Source organism: Agrobacterium tumefaciens str. B6 (genome assembly GCF_001541315.1).
Lineage (GTDB): Bacteria > Pseudomonadota > Alphaproteobacteria > Rhizobiales > Rhizobiaceae > Agrobacterium > Agrobacterium radiobacter.
The window spans coordinates 127,721-148,775 of sequence record NZ_LMVK01000003.1 but is presented as its reverse complement, the minus strand read 5'-3'; the positions used below and the strand labels follow the sequence as shown (position 1 = coordinate 148,775).

Annotated in this window: 17 protein-coding genes and 1 pseudogene; 9 read left to right on the top strand and 9 right to left on the bottom strand. The window is 60.7% G+C overall.

Annotated elements, in window-relative coordinates:
- Window positions 1-604: pseudogene (locus ASB65_RS27040) on the bottom strand (hypothetical protein); the annotation flags it as partial.
- A gap of 114 nt (window positions 605-718) precedes the next feature.
- Between ASB65_RS27040 and ASB65_RS04830 the strand changes: the two are divergent.
- Window positions 719-1,000 carry a BolA family protein gene (locus ASB65_RS04830; protein ID WP_003509873.1) on the top strand — a complete coding sequence of 94 codons (282 nt, stop codon included), beginning with the start codon at window positions 719-721 and terminating at the stop codon, window positions 998-1,000.
- A 102-nt stretch (window positions 1,001-1,102) separates the two neighbouring features.
- Window positions 1,103-1,636: a hypothetical protein gene (locus tag ASB65_RS04825; protein ID WP_060723165.1), complete on the top strand. Its 534-nt coding sequence runs from the start codon at window positions 1,103-1,105 to the stop codon at window positions 1,634-1,636.
- A gap of 21 nt (window positions 1,637-1,657) precedes the next feature.
- Here ASB65_RS04825 and aroB read toward each other — a convergent pair whose 3' ends face one another.
- Together aroB and ASB65_RS04815 are read right to left on the bottom strand one after the other, a co-directional pair.
- Complete coding sequence (gene aroB / locus ASB65_RS04820) at window positions 1,658-2,791, bottom strand: 3-dehydroquinate synthase (protein WP_060723164.1); 1,134 nt, start codon at window positions 2,789-2,791, stop codon at window positions 1,658-1,660.
- Window positions 2,792-2,795: 4 nt separating this feature from the next.
- Window positions 2,796-3,377: a shikimate kinase gene (locus ASB65_RS04815; protein ID WP_003509869.1), complete on the bottom strand. Its 582-nt coding sequence runs from the start codon at window positions 3,375-3,377 to the stop codon at window positions 2,796-2,798.
- A 35-nt stretch (window positions 3,378-3,412) separates the two neighbouring features.
- On the opposite strand from ASB65_RS04815, the gene ASB65_RS29185 reads away from it, so the two are divergent.
- The 5 genes from ASB65_RS29185 (at window position 3,413) to ASB65_RS04790 (ending at window position 7,480) form a co-directional block, all read left to right on the top strand.
- Entirely contained in the window at window positions 3,413-3,739 is a 327-nt protein-coding gene (locus tag ASB65_RS29185) for a hypothetical protein (RefSeq protein ID WP_416346318.1), read from the top strand.
- Window positions 3,736-4,731 carry a site-specific tyrosine recombinase XerD gene (gene xerD, locus ASB65_RS04805; RefSeq protein ID WP_060723163.1) on the top strand — a complete coding sequence of 332 codons (996 nt, stop codon included), beginning with the start codon at window positions 3,736-3,738 and terminating at the stop codon, window positions 4,729-4,731. Before ASB65_RS29185 ends, xerD begins: the two co-directional genes overlap by 4 nt.
- 62 nt (window positions 4,732-4,793) lie before the next feature.
- Window positions 4,794-5,747, top strand: coding sequence for an acetyl-CoA carboxylase carboxyltransferase subunit alpha (locus tag ASB65_RS04800; protein ID WP_060723162.1), 954 nt, complete (start codon window positions 4,794-4,796; stop codon window positions 5,745-5,747).
- A gap of 192 nt (window positions 5,748-5,939) precedes the next feature.
- The gene (locus ASB65_RS04795; RefSeq protein ID WP_003509862.1) at window positions 5,940-7,235 is read left to right on the top strand and encodes a L,D-transpeptidase family protein; all 1,296 of its coding nucleotides are present in this window, start codon (window positions 5,940-5,942) and stop codon (window positions 7,233-7,235) included.
- A complete protein-coding gene (locus ASB65_RS04790; RefSeq protein ID WP_003509859.1) occupies window positions 7,232-7,480 on the top strand; it encodes a sulfurtransferase TusA family protein in 249 nt (82 codons plus the stop codon). Before ASB65_RS04795 ends, ASB65_RS04790 begins: the two co-directional genes overlap by 4 nt.
- Before the next feature lie 214 nt (window positions 7,481-7,694).
- Here ASB65_RS04790 and ASB65_RS04785 read toward each other — a convergent pair whose 3' ends face one another.
- Both ASB65_RS04785 and ASB65_RS04780 read right to left on the bottom strand, forming a co-directional pair.
- Window positions 7,695-8,837 (bottom strand): CobW family GTP-binding protein, encoded by a 1,143-nt coding sequence (locus ASB65_RS04785; protein WP_020811723.1) that lies wholly within the window; start codon window positions 8,835-8,837, stop codon window positions 7,695-7,697.
- 193 nt (window positions 8,838-9,030) lie between these two features.
- The gene (locus ASB65_RS04780) at window positions 9,031-10,086 is read right to left on the bottom strand and encodes a D-alanyl-D-alanine carboxypeptidase family protein (protein WP_049832333.1); all 1,056 of its coding nucleotides are present in this window, start codon (window positions 10,084-10,086) and stop codon (window positions 9,031-9,033) included.
- A gap of 224 nt (window positions 10,087-10,310) precedes the next feature.
- Between ASB65_RS04780 and ASB65_RS04775 the strand changes: the two genes are divergently transcribed.
- Both ASB65_RS04775 and ASB65_RS04770 read left to right on the top strand, forming a co-directional pair.
- Complete coding sequence (locus ASB65_RS04775; RefSeq protein ID WP_060723161.1) at window positions 10,311-11,474, top strand: M20 aminoacylase family protein; 1,164 nt, start codon at window positions 10,311-10,313, stop codon at window positions 11,472-11,474.
- 647 nt (window positions 11,475-12,121) lie between these two features.
- On the top strand, window positions 12,122-12,421 hold the full coding sequence (locus tag ASB65_RS04770) for a hypothetical protein (protein WP_026364034.1): 300 nt from the start codon (window positions 12,122-12,124) through the stop codon (window positions 12,419-12,421).
- Window positions 12,422-12,510: 89 nt separating this feature from the next.
- On the opposite strand, the gene pbpC is transcribed toward ASB65_RS04770, so the two are convergent.
- The 4 genes from pbpC to ASB65_RS04750 all read right to left on the bottom strand — a co-directional run bounded on the left by pbpC (window position 12,511) and on the right by ASB65_RS04750 (window position 21,030).
- Window positions 12,511-14,589, bottom strand: a complete 2,079-nt coding sequence (gene pbpC, locus ASB65_RS04765) for a penicillin-binding protein 1C (RefSeq protein ID WP_060723160.1) — start codon at window positions 14,587-14,589, stop codon at window positions 12,511-12,513.
- Complete coding sequence (locus tag ASB65_RS04760; protein ID WP_060723159.1) at window positions 14,586-20,042, bottom strand: alpha-2-macroglobulin family protein; 5,457 nt, start codon at window positions 20,040-20,042, stop codon at window positions 14,586-14,588. Before ASB65_RS04760 ends, pbpC begins: the two co-directional genes overlap by 4 nt.
- Before the next feature lie 117 nt (window positions 20,043-20,159).
- Window positions 20,160-20,348 (bottom strand): Trm112 family protein, encoded by a 189-nt coding sequence (locus ASB65_RS04755; protein WP_003506270.1) that lies wholly within the window; start codon window positions 20,346-20,348, stop codon window positions 20,160-20,162.
- 10 nt (window positions 20,349-20,358) lie between these two features.
- Entirely contained in the window at window positions 20,359-21,030 is a 672-nt protein-coding gene (locus tag ASB65_RS04750) for an LON peptidase substrate-binding domain-containing protein (RefSeq protein ID WP_003506267.1), read from the bottom strand.
- Window positions 21,031-21,055: the final 25 nt, after the last annotated feature.

Here is a 21,055-nt window from a genome sequence, read left to right as displayed (position 1 = left end):
GAATGATGTTGCGGCGGGAAAAAGGTTTTCTTTGCTTCCTTCCGCCCGGGGCGGGGAGGGGCTGGGCAACCCCATCGGGTGCGGCGGCGGCCCCGGTGTGGGTGCTGTTATTTACCCCGCTCTTTGCCGCCCAAATCACGGGAGGGGCCCGGGATGGGGGAGGTGGTGGCCGTCCGAAGACCCAAGCGCGGGGGGGGGGGAGCCCGCCCCCCGAAAACCCGCCGGCAAAGCCGAAAGGATCGCGGGTACGGGCATTGCCGCTGGCCGTGCCGGAACGCAGCGTGGAATGCAGCGGGCTGTCGCGGGCCGTCTTGTTGACGCCGACCGTCCAGGTGGGGCGATGACCGGTGATCGCTTCCTTCTGGTAACGGGCGATCTCGCTGTCGGAGAGGCCGGAAAAATAATTATAGCCCTTGTTGTATTCCTTCACGTGCTCAAAACAGAACAGGAAGAATTGCCCCTCGGCATTGCGGCCGACGGGTGCCCGGTGAATGCCCGGTTTATCGCATCCGTCCCACTGGCAGGTGGGGGCCTGAACCTCAGGTTCCCGCTCCCTTTTCCGGCGCGTGCGGATGCGATCGAAATATTTCGAATCCAGTTTCATGATGCCCTGATTATGGGGTGCGAAAAGCTGCACAACAAGAATTGACAAAGCGGAATGTTGCTGGCTTTTAGGTAGCCCCCTTCAAGACCAGCCAACGAGAATGGAGCCCGTCGCATGTCCCTGCGAGAACGCATAGAAACCAAGCTCCGGGAGAGCTTTTCACCCGAGCGCCTGAGGGTCGTCGATGAAAGCCAGATGCATGCGGGCCACCAGCCGGATATGACCGGCACAGGCGAGACGCATATGCGTGTTCAGATAGTGTCCGAAAGCTTTTCCGGCAAGTCTCGCGTCGAACGCCACCGGGCGATCAACGCACTTTTGAAGCCGGAACTCGACGCGGGGCTGCATGCGCTGGCGATCGAGGCGGCGGCGCCGGGGGAAGCGGTGCGGTTCTAGTTTTAACCACGCAACATTGCTTTCGTATTTCCGGGCTAAAAATCCAGTTGGTGCAAAGATTCTGCATTCCAAGAGAGAACCTTAACTCGACGGATTACCCAAATGTCGATAGCAGCCAGCCCTTCGCTCCGCATCGCCATCATCGGCAACAGCGGATCCGGCAAAAGCAGTCTCGCCGCAAAAGCCGGTTCGGCGCTGAAATTGCCCTTTTACGATCTCGACCGCCTTCACTGGGAAGAGGATGGCCGCAAACGGGACGAAGCGGAAGCCAGACTTCTGGTGGCCCGGCATGCCAATACCAGCGACTGGATCATCGAAGGGGTCTATGGCTGGCTGGTTGAAACGGCGCTGCCGCGCGCGAAGGTGCTGATATGGCTCGACCTCCCCTGGGCAGAATGCCGCGAGGGCCTGTTGCGGCGCGGAGCGCAGCACGGCGAGACCGAAAGCGATCAGGCGGCACTTCTGGCCTGGGCAGGAGATTATTGGACGCGGACGACGTCATCCTCCTTTGCGGGACATTTGCAGCTTTATGAAACCTTCGGCGGCGGCAAAATCCGCCTTCAAAGGCGTGCAGATGTGTCGACGATGCCGCTGCAAACGATAGGACGCCTTGCCAGCGAGACCGGCGCCTTTTGACCGCGTGGCGCCGGGGATAACTTAACCCGGATGCTTCTCCGACAGGAAGGACTGCACCTCGGACGCCGCAACATCGTCAGCCACGAAGGACTGACCAATACCGTGGGTGAGGATGAAGGTGAGCTTGCCGCCCTTGACCTTCTTGTCCTGCCCGATCGCCGTCATCAGCGTTTCGACCGGCGGCAGTTCACCGGGAATATCCTTCATCGTTGTCGGCAGGCCAACTGCCTTCAGATGCGCTTCGACGCGGGCCGCATCATCAGGGCTTGCGAGGTTCAGGCGTGCGGAGAACTGGTGCGCCAGCACCATGCCGATGGCGACGCCTTCGCCGTGAACCAGCCGCTTGCTGTCATAATTGGTCGCCGCTTCCAGCGCATGGCCGAAGGTGTGGCCGAGATTGAGAAGGGCGCGCACGCCGTTTTCTTTCTCGTCGGCCACCACCACATCGGCCTTGGCCTGGCAGCTGGTCGCAATCGCCTGGATGCGGGCGGGGCCGCCGGTGCGGATTTCATCCCAGTTCTTTTCCAGCCAGAAGAAGAAATCCGGCTTGTCGATCAGGCCATATTTGACGACTTCGGCGTAACCGGCGCGGAACTCCCGCGGACTCAGCGTATCGAGCACCGCCGTATCCGCCAGCACCAGATCGGGCTGGTGGAAAACGCCGACGAGGTTCTTGCCGTGGCGGGTGTTGATGCCGGTCTTGCCGCCGACGGAAGAATCGACCTGCGCCAGCAGCGAGGTCGGTATCTGCACGAAGCGCACACCGCGGCGCACGATGCCCGCCGCAAAACCGGCGAGATCGCCGATAACGCCGCCGCCGAGTGCGATCACCGCATCGTTACGCTCCACTCTTGCTGCCAGAACCGCATCGCAGACGGTGACCAGATGCTCGAAGCTCTTGGTCTTTTCGCCAGCCGGCAGGGTGAGCGAAACGGCCTCGATGCCATCAGTCTGCAGGCCATCCATCAGACCTTCAAGATAAAGCGGCGCGACATGTTCATCGGTGATGATCGCCGCGCGCCTGCCCTTCAGCCGCGCGGAAATTTCACCGCCCGCCCGGCCGATCAGGCCAGGCCCGATCAGAATGTCATAGGCGCGCTCGCCGAGCGGCACATGGACGAGACGTTCATCGGCGTGGTTTTCGGAAGGCGTCATGGTGTCAGTCTTTCTGTTCGATGCCGGCTATGGCGGTCAACACTTCGGTCACGATGATTTCCTTGCGGACATCACGGGATTCGATGGTCATGTCCGCTTCCGCATAAATCGGGTAGCGCTTCTCCATCAGCGCCGCCAGGGTGGCCTTGGGATTTTCGGTCTTGAGAAGCGGACGGTGGTCGCGCTTGTTGACCCTTTCCCACAACACCTCGAGATCGGCCTTCAGCCAAAATGAAATGCCGCCGCGCGTAATGTGCCGGCGGGTATTGTCGTTGATGAAGGCGCCGCCGCCGGTGGAGATGACCTTGGGGCCTCCGCGCAGCAGGCGCTTGATGACCCGCGTTTCCAGCGCCCGGAACTCCTCTTCGCCATAGGTGGCGAAAAGTTCCGATATCGTCATGCGCGATACGCGCTCGATTTCGACATCCGTATCAATGAACGGAACCTTGAGCTGCTGGGCGACCATGCGGCCCACCGCCGACTTTCCAGCCCCCATCAGCCCGACGAAGACGATGTTGCGCCGTCCGAGCTTTGCCCGCGCTTGCTCCCCGAGTGTGGCCGGGACGGATAAATTCGTTTCATTCATAAATTTGAAAGCCCGTTTGGCATGGATATCTGCAAATGTTTACGAAGCGTCAAGCCAAATTGCTGACTGAATTGCGGCGAATCACAATCATCGCCGCATGCGGCACGGGGCGGAGCGGCCATTTTGATCTTGTCGCCGCTTTCGCCGCACCGCATATAGATTTCGACCGCCACCCTTACGGAGCCGCCATGCCCACCCTCTTCCGCTTCACGATGATACTGGCGACCATCGCGGGGCTGATCTATGGCGGCATGGTGCTGCTCGTCATGGTCGTCAAGCCGCGCGCCCGCGAGGTGTCTGTGCGCACCCCCCCCGGGGGGCTGACCCCGCCGGCAACGGAGCCGGCAAGGCGCACCCCATGAGCGGTAAAGAAATGAGCGGGCGGGACGGCGCGCGGCTCGAAAGTTTTCTGGAAATGATGAGCGCCGAACGCGGTGCCGCCGCCAACACGCTTTCTTCTTATGAGCGCGACCTTTCCGATCTGCGCGAGTTTCTCGGCGGGCGCGGCCAGTCCCTGATGGAAGCCGCGACAGCCGACCTTTCCGCCTATCTGACCCATCTTTCCGCGCAAGGCTTTGCCGCCACCTCGCAGGCACGGCGGCTTTCCTCCATGCGGCAATTCTATCGGTTCCTTTATTCGGAAGGACTGCGCGTCGACGACCCGACCGGCATCATCGACGCGCCCAGGAAGGGCCTCACCCTGCCGAAAACGATGAGCGTCGCCGACGTGACGAAACTTCTCGGCATCGCCGCTGAGGAGGCCGCGGTAAGCGGTCCCGGCCAGCTTGCCCGCATCCGTATGCATCTGCTGCTCGAACTGCTCTATGCGACGGGCATGCGCGTCAGCGAACTCGTTTCCCTGCCGGTGAAAGTGCTGCGCCAGGAAGGTCGCTTCCTGATGATCCGCGGCAAGGGCAACAAGGACCGCATGGTCCTTCTGTCCCGCACAGCCATAGAGGCGATGGAAAAATACGACGCCGCCAGAAAATCGCTCGTCGCGGAGAAAAGCAAAACGCCCGCCCCACAGAAGAAGGCGGACAGTTCAGAAAACCCCTGGCTGTTTCCTTCGAACAGCAAGGAAGGGCATCTGCCGAGGCAGGTTTTCGCCCGCGACCTCAAGGACATTGCCATTCGCGCGGGCCTTAATCCCTCTGCGGTGTCGCCGCATGTCCTGCGTCACGCCTTTGCCAGCCACCTCCTGCAGAATGGTGCGGATCTGCGCGCGGTGCAGGAACTGCTCGGCCATTCCGACATTTCAACGACACAAATCTATACACATGTGCTGGAAGAACGCTTGCAAGAGCTGGTACAAACACATCACCCCCTTGCCAAACAGGGCAAAAACCTTGATTAGAGCGACCGGAACCGCCGGATAATCCGGTCAAACCTTGCGCAAAACGATCGGAAACGGATCTCATGCACAATTATCTCGACTTCGAAAAACCTATCTCGGACCTTGAGGGCAAGATCATCGAGCTGAAGAAGCTTGCCGATGAAGACGAGAGCATAGACACCTCGGAGGAGATCAACCGTCTGGAATCGCGCGTCAACGACGCGATGCAGGACATCTATTCCAAGCTGAACGCCTGGCAGAAAACGCAGGTCGCGCGTCATCCGCAGCGTCCGCATTTTGTCGATTATGCCAAAGCGCTGTTCACCGATTTCACGCCGCTCGCCGGTGACCGCAAATTTGCCGAAGACGCCGCCATCCAGGCGGGCCTTGCCCGATTCAACGGCCAGCCCGTCGCCATCATCGGCCAGGAAAAAGGCAACGACACCAAGAGCCGCCTGAAGCATAATTTTGGCAGCCCGCGCCCGGAAGGTTATCGCAAGGCGATCCGCGTGCTGGAACTGGCCGACCGTTTCTCGCTGCCGGTCATCACCCTCATCGATACGGCTGGCGCCTATCCCGGTGTTGGCGCGGAAGAGCGCGGCCAGGCCGAAGCCATCGCCCGTTCGACGGAAATGTGCCTCAACGTGAAGGTACCGATCGTCTCCGTCGTCATCGGCGAAGGCGGCTCGGGCGGCGCAATCGCGATCGCCACCGGCAACCGCGTCTACATGCTCGAGCATGCCATTTATTCGGTGATCTCGCCGGAAGGTGCCGCCTCCATTCTCTGGCGCGATTCGACCCGCGCCAAGGAAGCCGCGACCAATATGAAGATCACTTCAGAAGATCTGAAGTCGCTCGGCGTCATCGACGGGATCATTCCGGAGCCGATCGGCGGCGCGCATCGCGCCCCGGAAACCGTCATCAGTGCAACCGGTGACGTCATCGCCAAGGCTCTGGCCGATCTTTCCCAGCGTTCCGGCACACAGCTGCGCGCCGAACGCCGCCAGAAATTCCTGGATATCGGCCGGAACCTTTAAGCCCGGCCTTATTTTCCTTGAATATCGCCCCAACTCGGCCATAGTCCGGTCACATCAAAAGATGTATCGGCGGCCGCGGGGGCGGATCCGATTTGAGTTAAGAAGATGTAAACGGTTAATACCGTATTTAAAATACACACGGGACGGTGTAGAACTGCCGCCGCTTCGTGCCATCGTCTTTCGGATCAGATCATGCGTTTGACACATTTTGCACTTCTTGCCTGCACCGCGCTCGTTCTTGCCGGCTGCAACGATACGCTCGAAACCGTTGAGCGCGACGTCTCCCACGTCAAGAACAAGGTCGATTACCCGCTGTCTCCGTCCATTCTGGCCGAGATCGACAAAAGGGGCATGGACCGTACCTCACCGATCATGATCCGCATCTTCAAGGAAGAAGGTGCCTTAGAGATCTGGAAAGCCAGGCGCGACAACCGTTTCGAAAAGATCGCCGGCTACGAGATTTGCGCATGGTCCGGCAAACTCGGCCCCAAGGTGAAAGAGGGTGACCGGCAGGCGCCGGAAGGTTTCTACAACCTCACTCCCGCTCATCTGAACCCGAATTCGAAATATTATCTCGCCATCAATACCGGTTTCCCGAACCGTTACGATGCCGCCAATGGCCGCAACGGCACCAATCTGATGATCCATGGCGCCTGCTCGTCCTCTGGCTGCTATTCGATGACGGATGCACAGATTCTTGAAATCTACGGTTTCGCGCGCGACGCCTTCAAGGGCGGCCAGAAAACCGTGCAGCTGCAGGCCTTCCCCTTCCGCATGACGGCGGAAAACATGGCTCGCCATCGCCAGAGCGAGCATCTCCAATTCTGGAAGATGCTGAAGGTCGGCTACGACAATTTCGAAGTCACCAAGCGCCCGCCGGAAGTGAATGTCTGCGAGAAGAAATATGTCTTCAACCAGCAGACCGAAGGCGGCAGTTTCAATGCCGCCGCCCAGTGCCCGCCGATGAGCACGCCGCCGGCACTCGCAAGCGCGCTGTCGAGCTACGAAAAGACCTACGATCTCGCCTATGCAACGGCGATGAAGAAATATGACGGCATGGCCTGGTACGACCCGAGCGAGGCGGAGCGCAAGGCGCTGGTGGCCGAAAAGCGCAAGGGCCGCGAACCCGCCTATGCGCCGACCGGCTCGGCGCTGAAAGCTGGCAAGCTGATGAAGGAAACGGAATATGCCGCGCTGATGGAGAAGAAGGCGCAGCAGGTGACGTCGTCCTCACCGGCCACAACCGCAACCGCCTCGGCCCTGCGCGGCCCGCGTCCTTCGGCCGTCCAGCCCGCTGCCCCGCAATCGAACCCGGCCCCCGCGGCACCGACGATGGTTGCCTCAGCCACCCCGGCCGCAGCCGGTCAGACCGGAGCTGCCGCCCAGAGCATCCCCGTTCCGGCCATGAACCCGCTTGCCTATTCCGCCGCACCGGCACCGGAAGCGCCGGAAAAGAAGCCGTTCTGGAAGTTCTGGGCCAAGGAATGAGCGAAACGGCCGAGATCGCTTATGATTTGAGGGGGCTTAAATGCCCCCTTCCGGTTTTGAGAAGCCGCAAGAAACTCGCAACCCTGAAGAGGGGCGATGTTCTGACCGTCGAGACGACCGATCCGCTGGCGGTGATCGATATTACCCATATGTGTAATGAAGATGGGCATAGTCTGGTTGAGACCACTGCGCTGGATAAGGGGCATCGGTTTCGGATTGTGAAGGGTGGGGAAACCGACATTTGACGGTGTCGCCGGTGGCTCACCCCCCTCTGCCCTGCCGGGCATCTCCCCCTCAAGGGGGGAGATCAGCAAGATGCGTCGTCGCCAGTACATTCGCAACGGTTAAGATGGGCGAGACCTAGCCGCAAGTCGATCTTTCCCCCCTTGAGGGGGAGATGTCCGGCAGGACAGAGGGGGGATGAACCACACCCACCGACCTAGGCCATCACGGCGCGACCTAGAACCGCAACCCGGAAACCGCCAACGGATTATCCGTCATCGCCTGCCTGTCCGGCCGGTCAATGCCCGGTGCACTTGTAAAGGCGGCGAACAGGTCCTTTACGAAGGCTTCCGGCAAATCCTTCGTAATCAGCACCATGCGCGTACGCTGATCGGCCGGGTCCGGCCAGGCCGCGAGGCGCTCCGGCGTGTGGAAAATATTCTGCACCCCATGCAACACCAAAGGCCGGCCCGGATTATCCGACAGCTTGACGATCGCCTTCATGCGCAGGAGCTTTTCACCATGCGCCGAGCGCAGCAAATCCACGAACATGTCGATCGCCATCGGGCTGACCGGCTGGTCGTGGATGATCGAGAAGGACCGGATGGATGCGTCGTGCCGGTTCACATCGTGATGATGGTGATGGTCGTCGTGGTCGTCATGATGGTGGTGATGATCATGGTCGTGGTCGTGGTGGTGGTGATCGTCTGCCGCCTCTTCGCCCAGCCAGCGGCCGACATCGGCATTCTTGCTGCCGGCATCGTAAAGGCCGTTATCGAGAAGCTCCGCAGCGCTCCAGTCGGTTTTGTCACCATCCTCAATTGTCGCGCGCGGATTAAGAATCTGGAGGCGGGCTGTCAGCGCGGAAATCGTGGCGGCATCGGCAAGAGCGCGCTTGGTCATCACCAGACGGTCGGCCACGGCCGCCTGTTTCACCGCCTCCTGATGGTTATCCAGAGTGGAAAGGCCATTCACGGCATCCACCACCGTAATCATGCCGTTCAGCACGAAATTCTGTGCGATAACGGGGTTGCCCATGACCGACTGCATGACGGGGGCGGGATCGGCAAGGCCCGTGGTCTCGATCACCACCCGTTTTACCGGCTTCAGCTTACCTGTCTGGATACCATCCATCAGTTCCGCCAGCGTATCCACCAGCTCGCCACGTACCGTGCAGCAGAGGCAACCCTCCGCCAGTTCGATGATGCCCTCGCCGGCGCTTTCGACCAGCATGTGATCGATGCTGACATCGCCGAATTCATTGATGATGATCGCCGCATCGCTCATCGCGGGATCCTTGAGAAGCCGGTTGAGCAGCGTCGATTTTCCGGCGCCGAGAAATCCGGTGATGATGGAAACCGGGATGCGATCGCGAGACATGACTTGCCTGTATGTTGATGGCCGCTCCGGCAGGTCACTGGACGACGCGAAACCCGGAGCCGCATGGAGCTAAAAGAAATCGCCCGAGGCTGGAAGCCACGAGCGACATTGTAATATCATAACATCATTGGCCTGCGAATACACAAAGTGCATCGCCACCCCGGCACTGGCCCCTCAAGGCCACCACCGACGATCAGAATGTCGGGCGCGGGATCGGGATCGGCACGTTCGCGAGTTCACCCTTGCCAGCTCCCTTGGCGGCATTCACCGCCACCGTCTCGCTGCCCGGAATGAGACCGGCGAAGGAATATTCCGGCGGGCGGGTCATTTCCTGCACGTAGGGCGAATGGATGACCATGCGGCCAGCCTCGTCGCGGCTTTCGCTGCGTACCTTGGCGGCCTTCGGATTGCAGATCTCGGCGCTGACATCATTCACGTCGCCGGTATCGCCATAGGGCGCCAGCGAGGCAAGCGAAACACCCTGGCCGGAAGGCGCAGTCAGCCCCATCTGCAGCAGATCGGCCGACTGGTCGGTGCGCCCGGCAAGGCTGTCCGCGCCCAGCACGACCGTGATGACCGAGCGGCCATTGCGCACGGCTGACGATACCTGGTTGAAGCCGGAGGCACAGATGAAACCGGTCTTCATGCCATCAGCGCCATCGAAGCGGCCGACCAGCATGTTGAAGTTGGCGTAATTCTTCTTGCCGGTGCTGACGCCCTCCAGCGAGAAATAATGGGCATATTCCGGGAATTCCCGCTTGATGATCAGCGCCAGCAGCGCCAGATCCCGGGCGGTCGTATATTGTCCCTTGCCGGGCAGGCCATTGGCATTGATGTAACGGGTCGAGCTCATGCCCAGCCGCTGCGCCTGCGCATTCATCTGCGCCACGAAATTGTCGCTGGTGCCGCCGATGGTCTCGGCGATCGCCACGGCGATGTCATTGGCGGATTTGATGAGCAGCAGCTTCAAGGCGCTGTCCATCGTCAGCTTCTGGCCCGGCTTGAAATACATTTTCGAGGCCGGCTGGTCGGCGGCCTTCTTGCTCATCACCACTTCCGTCTGCGGGCTGATCTTGCCGGCCTTCATCTGCGAAAAGGCGATATAGGCGGTCATCAGCTTGGTCAGCGAAGCGGGATACCACTTGCGGAAGGCTTCCTGATGGGAAATCACCTTGCCGGTTTTGACATCGACCACCATTTTCGGATTGGCATTTGCCACGGGCGCCACGGCCACGAGGCCTGCGGTCATGATGGCAATAGCTGCGGAGAGCCGCCGGGCGGCGTTTGGCGATTTAAAAGTCTGTGGCAAGGCTAGTCCTCGAATTCCCGTCTTCGGTCGGGGAATGGCAATATTCACCATATATGTCCTAGCAATGGCAAAGTACATTGATTACGTCAATTACGCGGCGCACTATCCACCACGGAGGATAGGATTTTACGACACGCCGTACCGATGAACCCAGGAATGAACGAATGCCGATTTTGAACAGAGCCGCCGAACTCCAGCAGGAAGTCAGCGAATGGCGGCATCACCTGCATGAAAATCCCGAGATTTTGTATGATGTCGACAACACCGCAGCCTTCGTTGCGGAGAAGCTGAAATCTTTCGGCGTTGACGAAATCGTGACCGGTCTCGGTCGCACAGGTGTTGTCGGCGTCATCAGGGGCAATCTTCCGGGCAATCGCACCATCGGCTTTCGCGCGGATATGGACGCCCTCCCAATTCTGGAGGAAACCGGCAAGCCCTGGGCCTCCAAAACCACAGGCGCCATGCATGCCTGCGGCCATGATGGCCACACGGCCATGCTGCTTGGCGCGGCCAAATATCTCACCGAGACCCGCAACTTCGCCGGCTCCATCGCCGTCATCTTCCAGCCGGCGGAAGAAGGAGGTGCCGGCGCGCTTGCCATGGTCGAGGACGGCCTGATGGAGCGTTTCGGCATCAACGAGGTCTATGGCATGCACAACATGCCGGGCATTCCGCTCGGCGCCTTCGCCATCCGCAAGGGCGGTATCATGGCGGCACCCGACAAGTTCTCGATCACGGTCAAGGGCCGCGGCGGCCACGCGGCGCAGCCGCACCGCACCATCGATCCGATTACCATCGGCGCGCAGATCGTCGGCAACCTGCAGATGATCGCCTCCCGCAACGCCGATCCGATCCGTTCCGTCGTCGTCTCCGTCACCCGTTTTCACGCCGGTTCCAGCCACAACATCATCCCCAACGAGGCCTTGATCGCCGGCACGGTACGCAGCCTGGATGAAACGGTGCGCGATCTCGCGCAGGATCGCATCAAGCAGATGGCGGAAGGCATTGCCCTTGCCAACGGAGCGGAAGCGGAAGTCGTCTACGAGCGTTATTGCCCGGTGACCTTCAACCACGCCACCGAGACCGACCACGCCATCCTTGTTGCCCGCGATGTGGCGGGCGAACCGAATGTCGACCCCGATGTCGATCCTTCCATGGCGGGTGAAGATTTCTCCTTCATGCTGAAGGAAAGACCGGGCTGCTTCATCTTCATCGGCAACGGCGATTCGGCAGGCCTCCACAATGCCGGTTATGATTTCAACGATGACGCCATCGCCTACGGCATTTCCTATTGGGTGAAGCTCGCCGAACAGCGCCTGGCGAGCTGACTGCCGGCGGAAGTGAAGAAAGCCGAGGACGAGATCAACCGCGATAAAGAACGCGGTTGATCCGCAGGCATCGCCGGGTTAAAGAGCAATTCAGTGTCCACGTAGCTCAGCAGGATAGAGCACAGGATTCCTAAGACAAATTGGGGGTTGCGCCCGGAAACGACGCAATCGATCTGCTCAAAGTCGGGGAAAGCTTCGCTGGTCTTCCAGCATGCCAATCCCGAGCCAAGCTCCGGAGAAATCCGGTGAAGGTGTAGAGACTGGATGGGCAGCACCTAAAGGCCTCGATGGCCCATGGTGAAGGGACAGTCCAGACCACGAACGTCTTGCCCGGCAACGGCGGGACGGCGGCGAAAGCCGAAGCGGTATGAATCCTGGGGTCGGAGGTTCGAATCCTCTCGTGGACGCCATTTTTCCTGTAAAATATAGTAAAAACAACGATTTAGATTGAGCGCAGCCTCACCCGGCGCAGCCGCCGACCATTTGACAGGTCTCTACCTCGACCGAAGTATCGGCGACATCCTTCACGAACACGGAAAATTCAAAGCTTCAAAAGGGAACGTTGAAAGCCGGCAATTGCTTCCTATTTCCTATCAGTGATGATGAGGCGCCTGTCAGAATTGTTTGCGCTAGAGGAAGGAGATTTGATGATCGACGAATATGGTCCATATGTGCAGGTATCTACGCTTGGGGAACAGATGGCTGCCTGCTACCAGACGGATGCAAATCTCGTATTGGAGCCGCATCTGGCGCATTACATGGACGAGGTGGAGGTCAATATCGCCGCCGATAGTTTCAATCACGTTGGATTTCTGAACAGGATCAGAAGCCGGTTACAGATAACGCTGACGGCGACGACCAACCCGAGGCGCCGGGAGTTTCTGCAAGCCGTCGTAGCTTCGCTTCAGGAGCGGATCGACCGCCATTCATTCGATGTGGCGCAATAGGCAAGACGGCGAAAAAGAACTGACGAGACGCTCGCGGCTCTGTACGACACAAGCTCAGGGGCGACCCTTTGTTGAGTTGGACGTCCCTGCTATTCGACGAAAATCCTGACGCTCGAGGCACGGCCATCGGCGTCGATCACCGTGAGTGTGGAAAATCCCTGCCCTTCCGGTCGCCATTCGCTGTTGCGGCGATGGGACGCATCCGGCAAAGGCAAGCCATTGGCAAGCCAGCGGAAGGGTGCACGCCCGCCCTGCAGCTTGAGCCCCAGCGGCGAAATGCCTGACGGGCCGGAGAGCTCCACCCGCGCACCTTCCGGCGGGTAAACGATGCGCGGGGCGCTTTCCCGCCTCGATGCCGCAAGCAGGCCACTGGCCGTCGTGGTGAAACGCCGCTGGTTGGCGGGAAGGTCGCTCACGGCAATGCGCGCAACACCGGAGGGTGCGGCCGGCATCGGCGTCACCGCCACGCCGGATTTTGCGAAAGACTCGAACAGGATCGGCGCCGCCGTTGCGTATCCGGCAATGCCCGGCACCGCGCCATTGTCAGCACGGCCAACCCAGACGCCGATGACGTGCCGCCCGTCATATCCAACCGACCACGCGTCGCGATACCCATAACTGGTGCCGGTCTTGTAGGCGATGCCGCGCTGTTTCATGCCGAGCGGGGGCAGCCCGCCGGAAAGAATATCCGAGACATTCCAGATCGCGGCATCGGAGAATAACCGGTCGCCCTCCAGCCGTCCCGGGGCAGAGGGGACACCACCTCCAAGCCGCACAGGATCCCCACCGCCGGCAAGCCCGGCATAGAGCTGCACCAGATCGACCAGAGAAATGCCGGCACCACCAAGGGCGATGGCAAGCCCCGGCGCTTCGCTGGTGGGCAGCACGAGCCGGACACCCACCCGCCGGAACCGCACCATCAGCGCCGAGGGACTGACCGCATCGAGCAGCTTCACGGCCGGCACATTGAGCGACAGTTGCAGCGCTTGGCGGATGCTGACATCACCCTGGTAATGCATGTCGAAATTGCGCGGCCGGTAGCCGGAAAAATCAGCCGGGCGATCCTCGATGATGGTTTCCTGCCCAATGAGGCCATTTTCGAAGGCGAGGCCATAGATAAACGGCTTGAGGGTGGAGCCCGGCGAACGCACCGCCCGGCTCATCTCCACGAAACCGCGTCTTGCCGTATCGAGATAATCCGCCGAACCGACCTCCGCCAGAATATCGCCGGTCTGCACGTCGGCCATGACGATGGCGACGGAGACTTTGTCCTCAAGCTTTTCCGCCGCATGGCGGGCAACATCTTCCAGTTCCCGCTGAATCGGCAGCGTCAGCGTAGAGCGCACTTTGGCGGTATTCGGGAATTTCGCCCGTGCGGCAACGGCCATATGCGGCGCATAGGAGGGAAGATCGCGCCTGCTGGAAGGCACATCTGCAAGAGCCGCCCGCGCCGCCTCCCCGTCGCCCACCACGCGCTCGACGGCAAGCCGTTGCAATACGCGCTCCCGCGCCTGCTTCGCCGCCTCTGGAAAGCGATCCGGGCGGCGTTTTTCCGGCAATTGCGGCAGCGCCACCAGAAGAGCCGCCTCCGCCGTATCCAGCCGGCCCGGCTCCTTGCCGAACCAGGCAAGGCTTGCGGCCCTGACGCCTTCGAGATTGCCGCCATAGGGTGCGATATTCAGATAGAGATCGAGGATATCAGCTTTGCTGAGCCTTCTTTCGATCTGGAGAGCACGCACGGCCTGCAGCAATTTCGCCGAGAATGACCGGTCGGCGCGCGGCTCGATCAGCCGCGCCACCTGCATGGACAGCGTCGATGCGCCGGAAACGATCCGGCCGTTGCTGGCCAATTGCCACGCGGAGCGCAAAAGCGCTAAGGGATCGACCCCGTGATGATCGTAGAAACGCTGATCCTCATAAGCGACCAGCATACGCATGAACTGCGGATCGACCTCGGCCGCCGTGGTTTTGAGCCGCCAGCGGCCATCTGCTGTCGCAAAGGCCCGCAGCAGTTTGCCATCGCGATCCAGCACCTCGAAAGATCGCTGCCGTGCGGCCTCCAGGGGCGGCGGATAGGCCTTGTCCAGCGCATCGAGACCGAAGGCCGCGCCGCCCAGAAGCAACGCGGCCGTCACGATGCCAACGATGATTGCCTTTTTCCGGCTCATGGGGTTGCCGAGCGCACCTCCATGCGGCCGGTTGCCGTGCGGGCGGCAAATTGCGGCCGGTACATATCCTCAACCGAAGCTGCCGGATGATCATAGGTGCCGGGGGTAACAGCACGGACCACATAGGCGAGCGCAATTTCCGAACTGTCACCGGCAGAGCGGTCGAAGGCCGCCACGAAACGGTCGTAACGGAACTCGGTATGGGCCGCTTCCGTTTCCGGCAACCAGTCGAAATTCGACAGTTCCGCCGAATTGACCAGGCTGGGATTGTCGATTTCGAAGCCGGAGGGCAGCAGATCCGTCACCAGAATGCGCGACTGCCAGTTATTCTTCGGTACGATATTCAGCACCACAACATAACGCTCGTTCTGCGTGACCTCGCTCGGGTTCACCTCCTCGCCATCCATGGAATAATAGGTGCGGGTGATGGTGAAGCCTTCGCCGCCGGCAGCGAGCGGCTGGGCCGGGGGCGCCACGGTGGTGACAACAGCCGTGACCGGATCGGCCGAGGCATTGGCGATCTTCAAGGGAGCTGCCAGCAATTCATCGCCGCTCATCCGCTTGCCGAAACCGCCAGTCTGCAAATCACCATTCACATCGAGACGGATATCCTTGTCCTCGCCTTTGACAGCGCGGGCGGCAAGCAGCATCCATGCCTGTTCCTGGGTGCTGGTATAGGGCTTCTTTTCCCATTCCTTGGCCACGGCACCGGCAAGCTGCGGCACGACGGCCGGAACCGGACGGCTTTCGGCCGCAAGCGCCAGCGTCGCCGCACCATCGCGCAGGGCGGAACCATAATCCGCACGCGCGAGGCTGACATTGGTGGCGCGGCTTGCCATATCGAGCGAAGCGCCGAACACGGTCTTCGAACGGGCCTGATCGCCGTAAAGCGAAAGGGCGGCGGCAACCTGTGCCTTGGCAAGCGGCGTCGGGAAATCGGCGAGCGCCGTATCCGCGTAATATCTGAGATCGTTGATCGCCGCCTTGCGGTTGCGCGCCAGCACATAAAGCGAATAGGCGATCTCGTTGCCGCGATCCTTGACATTGCTGTCATAGGAAAGACCGTTCTGCAGGTTGTTCAGCGCCTGCACCATGGCCGCTTCGGGAACGTCATAATTCTGCTCGCGCGCCCTTGTCAGAAAGTCGCTGATATAGGCATCCAGCCACAGATCGCCATAACCAGGCGACCAGAGGCCGAAACTGCCCGAACTCGACTGGAAGGACAGCACACGGTAGATCGCTTCCTGCACCCGCTTGCGGGTATCAGGGTCCTCAGCCATGCCGCTGTCCTTCGTCAGTTCCGAGACATAAAGCAGCGGCAAAGCGCGGCTCGTCGTCTGCTCAGCGCAGCCATAAGGATATTTGTCCAGCATCATCACAAGCGCCGGAATATCGAAGGCGGGCGAGCGCGTGACGTTGACGGCGACCGAGGAGCCGAGCAGCATGCTGTCGGCCAGAAGATCACCATTGATCGTCAGGCTGCTGTTCGGCGCAATCTTGATTTCGCGCCGCGTCGTCACCGGCAGGACAGCCGGACGCACAGGAACGTTCAGAACCTGCTCCAGCGAAACACCCGCGGCATTGGAAACCTTGATGGTGATCGCACCATTGCCGGGCTGTTCACCTGTTAACGGAACCGTCAGCGAAGACTTGCCGCCTTTCTGCAGCGCCAATGTCTGCGACATCTCTCCCTGATCGACGGTCAAGGCCGTGTTGCTGGTCACATCCAGCCGGTAATCGCCGGCCTCGCCATCCGTATTGGCGATATCGAGTCGCAATTGCGAGACATCGCCGGGGGCGAGGAATTTCGGCGCGCTGGCCGTGACTACCACGGGATCGCGGATGATGGCATCGGAGACGGCATGTCCTACGCCTGTCTTCGTCCAGGCCACCGCCATGATGCGGGCCGTACCGTTGAACTGCGGAATATCGAAGCTCACCGTCGCCTTGCCGTTAGCGTCGAGTTCGACCGGACCGGCAAAGAAAGCTACCAGTTTTTCAGTGGGCGGGCTGCCCTGAAGGGCCGCACCGCCGCCGTCACCACCAGTACGCAGCCGACCGGTGGCGCCAAGCGAACCATCGATCAGGCGGCCATAGAGGTCGCGTATTTCCAGCCCCAGCCGGCGCTGGCCGAAATACCATTCATCGGGCTTTGGCGGTTCATAGCGGGTGAGGTTCAGGATGCCGACATCGACGGCCGCAACGATGGCATAGGCCTTTTCGCCGACGCCAGTGCCCGCAACCGTGATCGGAATTTCAAGCGGCTGGCGCGGCAGTGTTTTCTGCGGCGCGCCGAGGGTTACGGCAAGCTTGCGCTCAGCCGGATCGACGGCGAGCCATTTGATACCGATGGCGCGCATCGGCATGCGGCTTTCCTGCGCATCGCCGGGGCGGAACAGCGTGGCGGTGACGTAAGCGCCCGCACCCCATTCCTCGGTGACCGGAATGTCGATCTCGCCGCCATCATCACCGACCTCGGCATTCTGCACGGCAATCAGCTTTTCCGAACCTGATGTCACCATCAACTCACCGGCAAAACGCGAGGATACCTTGAGTTTGGCCGTATCGCCGATCTTGTAGCTCTGTTTGTCGAGGGCAATTTCCAGTGCATCCGGCGTTTCCGTCGAGCTTGCCTCGACGTAGAAGCCGGCATCGAATTCGACGCTGGAAACCGGTGCGCCGTTACCCGCGCCCTCCACTTCCAGCCGGTAGCGGCCCCAGGTGACGGGCACGGAAATCTCGCCGCCATTGGCATCGACGGACAAGGTGCCCGCTTCCTGCTGCTTGGTATATTCCACCGGCTCGTAACGCCAGGAATTGCCCTGACGATACCATTGATAGTTCCGCTCGACCTTGATGAGCTTCCAGTTGAGGCCGTTCATCGCCTGCCTGGCGCCATCGGCGCTGACGCCGATGATATGGAAACGGCCGACGGAATTCTGGGCGAGATCGCCCGAAAACTGCGGCTTGATCCCGATAACAGAGGCTTCCGCCTTGATAGGCAGCGTCAGCGAGCGCTCCACGGCGCGGCCACCGGCTTCGCGCATGCGCACAGTGATGTTGGCGGAAAGAAGTTGAGTGGTGGAGGGCAGATCGGTGAGGTCAACATTGAAACTCGCCTTGCCCTCTTCGTCCAGCACCGGCAGATCGGCAAGCGCGGTGCGGTTTTCCTCTTCGCTTTCCTCATCCGCCAGACCGAAGAAATAACCTTCGAAATCGGCGCTCGTGCGCGTCGGCTTGATCGCGACCTCGCCTTCAAGCGTCAGGCCGGCGGCGGGCGCGCCATAGAGATAACGGCCATCGACGTCGATTGCCGTTTCCGCGCCCGGATCGATCTGTTTCGCCTTGCTCGAGAGGTCGAATTCCGTGCGGTCAGGCACGAAATCATCGACGAGGAAGCTCTTTTCGCTGATCGCAGCCGTTTTCGGGTCGGTATGGATGCGCAACGTCCAGGTGCCGCGCATGGCATTTGCCTGCAGCGGCAGATCGACCGCATGACCGCCCAGCGCCTTGCCGTCGCTGACGAAGCGCCGGTCTTCGACGCCATCCGGACGCGAGAAGATGAAGGTGAGCGGCAGATCCTCGATTGCCTTGCCGTCGACATCGCGGGCAAGCGCTGCGGCGTGCACGGTCTCGCCGGCGCGGTAAATGCCGCGCTCGGTCCAGCTGAACACGTCGATCGCGCCGGGCGCTGCACGTCCCGTCACGCCGCGATCCGAGAGGTCGAAGCCTGCGCGGGTCATATCGAGGAAGACGTAGTCCTTGTCGCCGTTACGCGCGGTGAGGATGGCAGGCGCCTGCGCCGCCGTGCCGCGCATCAGGCCGGCGGAGAATACCGCGCGGCCGTCCGCATCGGTTTTCGCCGTGCCCAGCACCTCGTTATTCTTGGCGAGCAGCTGCAAATCCACGTCCGCAAGCGGCTTGGCGCTGCCAAGGGCTCGGACGAACACATTCAGCCCATCGGTTCCGGCATAGGTGGTGATGCCGGTATCGGAGACCAGGAACCATTGTGTGGCGCGTGAATCCCACGTTTCCGGCGCGGTGCCAGGCGGCACGGCGGTCAGCACATAGATGCCGGGCTTGCGCTCCGGCAAGGCCTCATCCACCGGGAAGCTCGTCACCACATCCTTATTGAGATCGGGCTGGATATCGATCGAGCCCTGCCAGACGAGTTCGCCGATCTCGTTTTCGATGCGGTCGGCATTGTAGCCGTCCATCTGCGTCAGAAACTGCGAGTTTGCGAGCAGCGAGGTGATGTTGCGGTCGCCAACGCGATAAAGCTTCAGGTCAGCCTTGTCGGCGTTAACAGAGACAATTGGAATGCCACGACGGGCAGTACCCGGCAGCACGAAATTCTCACCCGTGAAGCGCACGCTGGCGGCACGGTCACGCACGTAAATATCGAGATCGACCTGCTTTTCCAGCGGTTCTTCCACCGAGGAAGGCAGACCGGCGCGCAGCGAGATCTTGTAACGTTGGCCATGGGTGAGGCCTTCGACGCAAATCTCGCTGCCCTTCGCTTCGATGGCCTTGGGGGCTGCCCCATCCAGCGTGATGAAGGAGGAATAATCGACACCGTTCTTCACCAGCGGCTCGGAAAACTGCACACAGGCGCGCGGGCTGACACTATCCGTATCCACGGTATTATTGATGACGCGGAAACCCTGCCGCGTGCGCAGATCGGCATAGGCCGCCTTGGTCTGCGCATTGTCGGTAAGCGCAAGGCTCTCCTTATAGGCATTGAGTGCTGCGCGATAATTCTGGGTTCTTTCGAAAGCCTTCGCCAGCCGGTTCAGGGCCTCGGTGCGGGCGCTGACGGTGCGGCTCAGCTGGTAGGCATTGATGGCGGCGGAAGCGGCCTGCCCGGCAATCGAATAATTATCGGTGACCTGCGCCGCCTTTTCGGAAAGCTCCGCCCAGAGCGCGCCGTCGTCAGGCGTGATAGCAAGCGCCTGTTTATAGGTCACGACCGCATCGGGAATATTGCCCGCGGCTGCCTGCTGCCGCGCCGTCTGCACGAGGGCTTCCACGCCCTGTCCGCCTTCACCGTCATTCGCCGCAAGGCCGGATTTCAGCCGGCGCGCTTCCTGCTGCAGACTGTCAGTGACGAAGGACAGGCGTTGCGGCGCGCCGATATCGGTTTCCGCTACCACTTCCACGATCTTGCCGGCAACCGCGCCGGGGAAAGCGTTCAGCTGATTGAAATCCGATTTGAGGAAGCACCATTTCACCTTGGGATTGTAGGTGAAGGCCTTGCAGGCGGTATCGCCAACGCAAATCTCGCCGCATTGCTCCAGCGAGACATTCTGCTCGGTGCGAAGATCGAAGCCGAAATAATCGCCGTTTTGGGTGGTAACAACCTTGCGGGAGGGCTCCGCCGCCATGGCTGGCAGAAAAATGAGGGCGGCCGAGGCCGCAACCAACGAAATCCGGACGAGCGCGCGCAACGACATCAGTATTCTCCCCGCATCAGATATGTCGGGCGGGACTCTGGTCAAATCCACGCATGGTTGTCAACGCATCTTCGTCAATTCGCGACACGCAATGTGTGGAGGTGATAACCGGGGAGGTTAGTCTTCTATCTTGCGCGCTTCCGAAATCAGCATAATCGGCACGCCGTCGCGGATTGGATAAGCAAGTCTGGCGCTTTCAGAAATGAGCTCGTTGCGGGCGCGATCATAGGAAAGACGCCCCTTCGTCAAAGGACAGACCAAAAGCTCCAGCAGCTTGGGGTCGACACTGCTCATCCTGTCGTCCATGGCGGCGATCCTATTGCAGCACGTTGCCGCCCTCACCCGATCCTTGCGCAAGAACGATCTCGGTGATGGCGATCAATGTTTCGGCTCGCGTCTTCAGATCAGGCGCTTCCAGCAGCGCCTGTTTTTCGGCGGGTCCAAATGGAGACATCATGGAAAGCGAATTGACGAGAACACGGTTGCCGGCCCTTTCAACGCTTTCCCAGTCGGCTTCCAGCTGGTTGGCATCCAGAAACGAGCGGAATACCCGCAGCAGGTTTTCACGATCCACGGCCTCCTCGTCGTATTCGCCCGAGAGATCGGCGATGAAAGGCGCATGCCGGAAGCTGCGATAGGGCTCGCCCACCCCAACCTCTTCCAGCAGGCGGAAACGGCACACACCGGTGAGCGAGATGATGTAACGGCCATCACCTGTTTCGGAAAAGGAGGTGATGCGGCCGAGGCATCCGACTGCGCTCAGAGGTCCGCCCTCAAGGCCGGACTCAATGACATGAAGGGCCGGCTGCACCATGCCGATGAGCCGGTGGCCCGCCAGTGCCGTGTCGATCATGGCAAGATATCGCGGCTCGAAAATATTGAGCGGAAGATGGCCTTCCGGCAGCAGCAGGGCACCGGGAAGTGGAAAGACCGGCACGGTTTCCGGCAGGTCGTCGTTCTTTACATATCTCGCATTTCCGACGTGCATGGGATCAAGCCCCCTGTTCACTGCT

Excerpts from the sequence above, each read along its gene's own strand:
- ASB65_RS04800 (WP_060723162.1), top strand. The coding sequence starts at position 4,794 with ATGCACAATTATCTCGACTTCGAAAAACCTATCTCGGACCTTGAGGGC.
- ASB65_RS04770 (WP_026364034.1), top strand. The coding sequence starts at position 12,122 with ATGATCGACGAATATGGTCCATATGTGCAGGTATCTACGCTTGGGGAA.
- xerD (WP_060723163.1), top strand. The coding sequence starts at position 3,736 with ATGAGCGGTAAAGAAATGAGCGGGCGGGACGGCGCGCGGCTCGAAAGT.
- ASB65_RS04780 (WP_049832333.1), bottom strand. The coding sequence starts at position 10,086 with ATGACCGCAGGCCTCGTGGCCGTGGCGCCCGTGGCAAATGCCAATCCG.
- ASB65_RS04815 (WP_003509869.1), bottom strand. The coding sequence starts at position 3,377 with ATGAATGAAACGAATTTATCCGTCCCGGCCACACTCGGGGAGCAAGCG.
- ASB65_RS04785 (WP_020811723.1), bottom strand. The coding sequence starts at position 8,837 with ATGTCTCGCGATCGCATCCCGGTTTCCATCATCACCGGATTTCTCGGC.
- ASB65_RS04795 (WP_003509862.1), top strand. The coding sequence starts at position 5,940 with ATGCGTTTGACACATTTTGCACTTCTTGCCTGCACCGCGCTCGTTCTT.
- ASB65_RS04750 (WP_003506267.1), bottom strand. The coding sequence starts at position 21,030 with ATGCACGTCGGAAATGCGAGATATGTAAAGAACGACGACCTGCCGGAA.
- pbpC (WP_060723160.1), bottom strand. The coding sequence starts at position 14,589 with ATGAGCCGGAAAAAGGCAATCATCGTTGGCATCGTGACGGCCGCGTTG.
- ASB65_RS04775 (WP_060723161.1), top strand. The coding sequence starts at position 10,311 with ATGCCGATTTTGAACAGAGCCGCCGAACTCCAGCAGGAAGTCAGCGAA.
- ASB65_RS04830 (WP_003509873.1), top strand. The coding sequence starts at position 719 with ATGTCCCTGCGAGAACGCATAGAAACCAAGCTCCGGGAGAGCTTTTCA.
- ASB65_RS04755 (WP_003506270.1), bottom strand. The coding sequence starts at position 20,348 with ATGGACGACAGGATGAGCAGTGTCGACCCCAAGCTGCTGGAGCTTTTG.
- ASB65_RS04790 (WP_003509859.1), top strand. The coding sequence starts at position 7,232 with ATGAGCGAAACGGCCGAGATCGCTTATGATTTGAGGGGGCTTAAATGC.
- ASB65_RS04760 (WP_060723159.1), bottom strand. The coding sequence starts at position 20,042 with ATGTCGTTGCGCGCGCTCGTCCGGATTTCGTTGGTTGCGGCCTCGGCC.
- ASB65_RS29185 (WP_416346318.1), top strand. The coding sequence starts at position 3,413 with ATGTTTACGAAGCGTCAAGCCAAATTGCTGACTGAATTGCGGCGAATC.
- aroB (WP_060723164.1), bottom strand. The coding sequence starts at position 2,791 with ATGACGCCTTCCGAAAACCACGCCGATGAACGTCTCGTCCATGTGCCG.
- ASB65_RS04825 (WP_060723165.1), top strand. The coding sequence starts at position 1,103 with ATGTCGATAGCAGCCAGCCCTTCGCTCCGCATCGCCATCATCGGCAAC.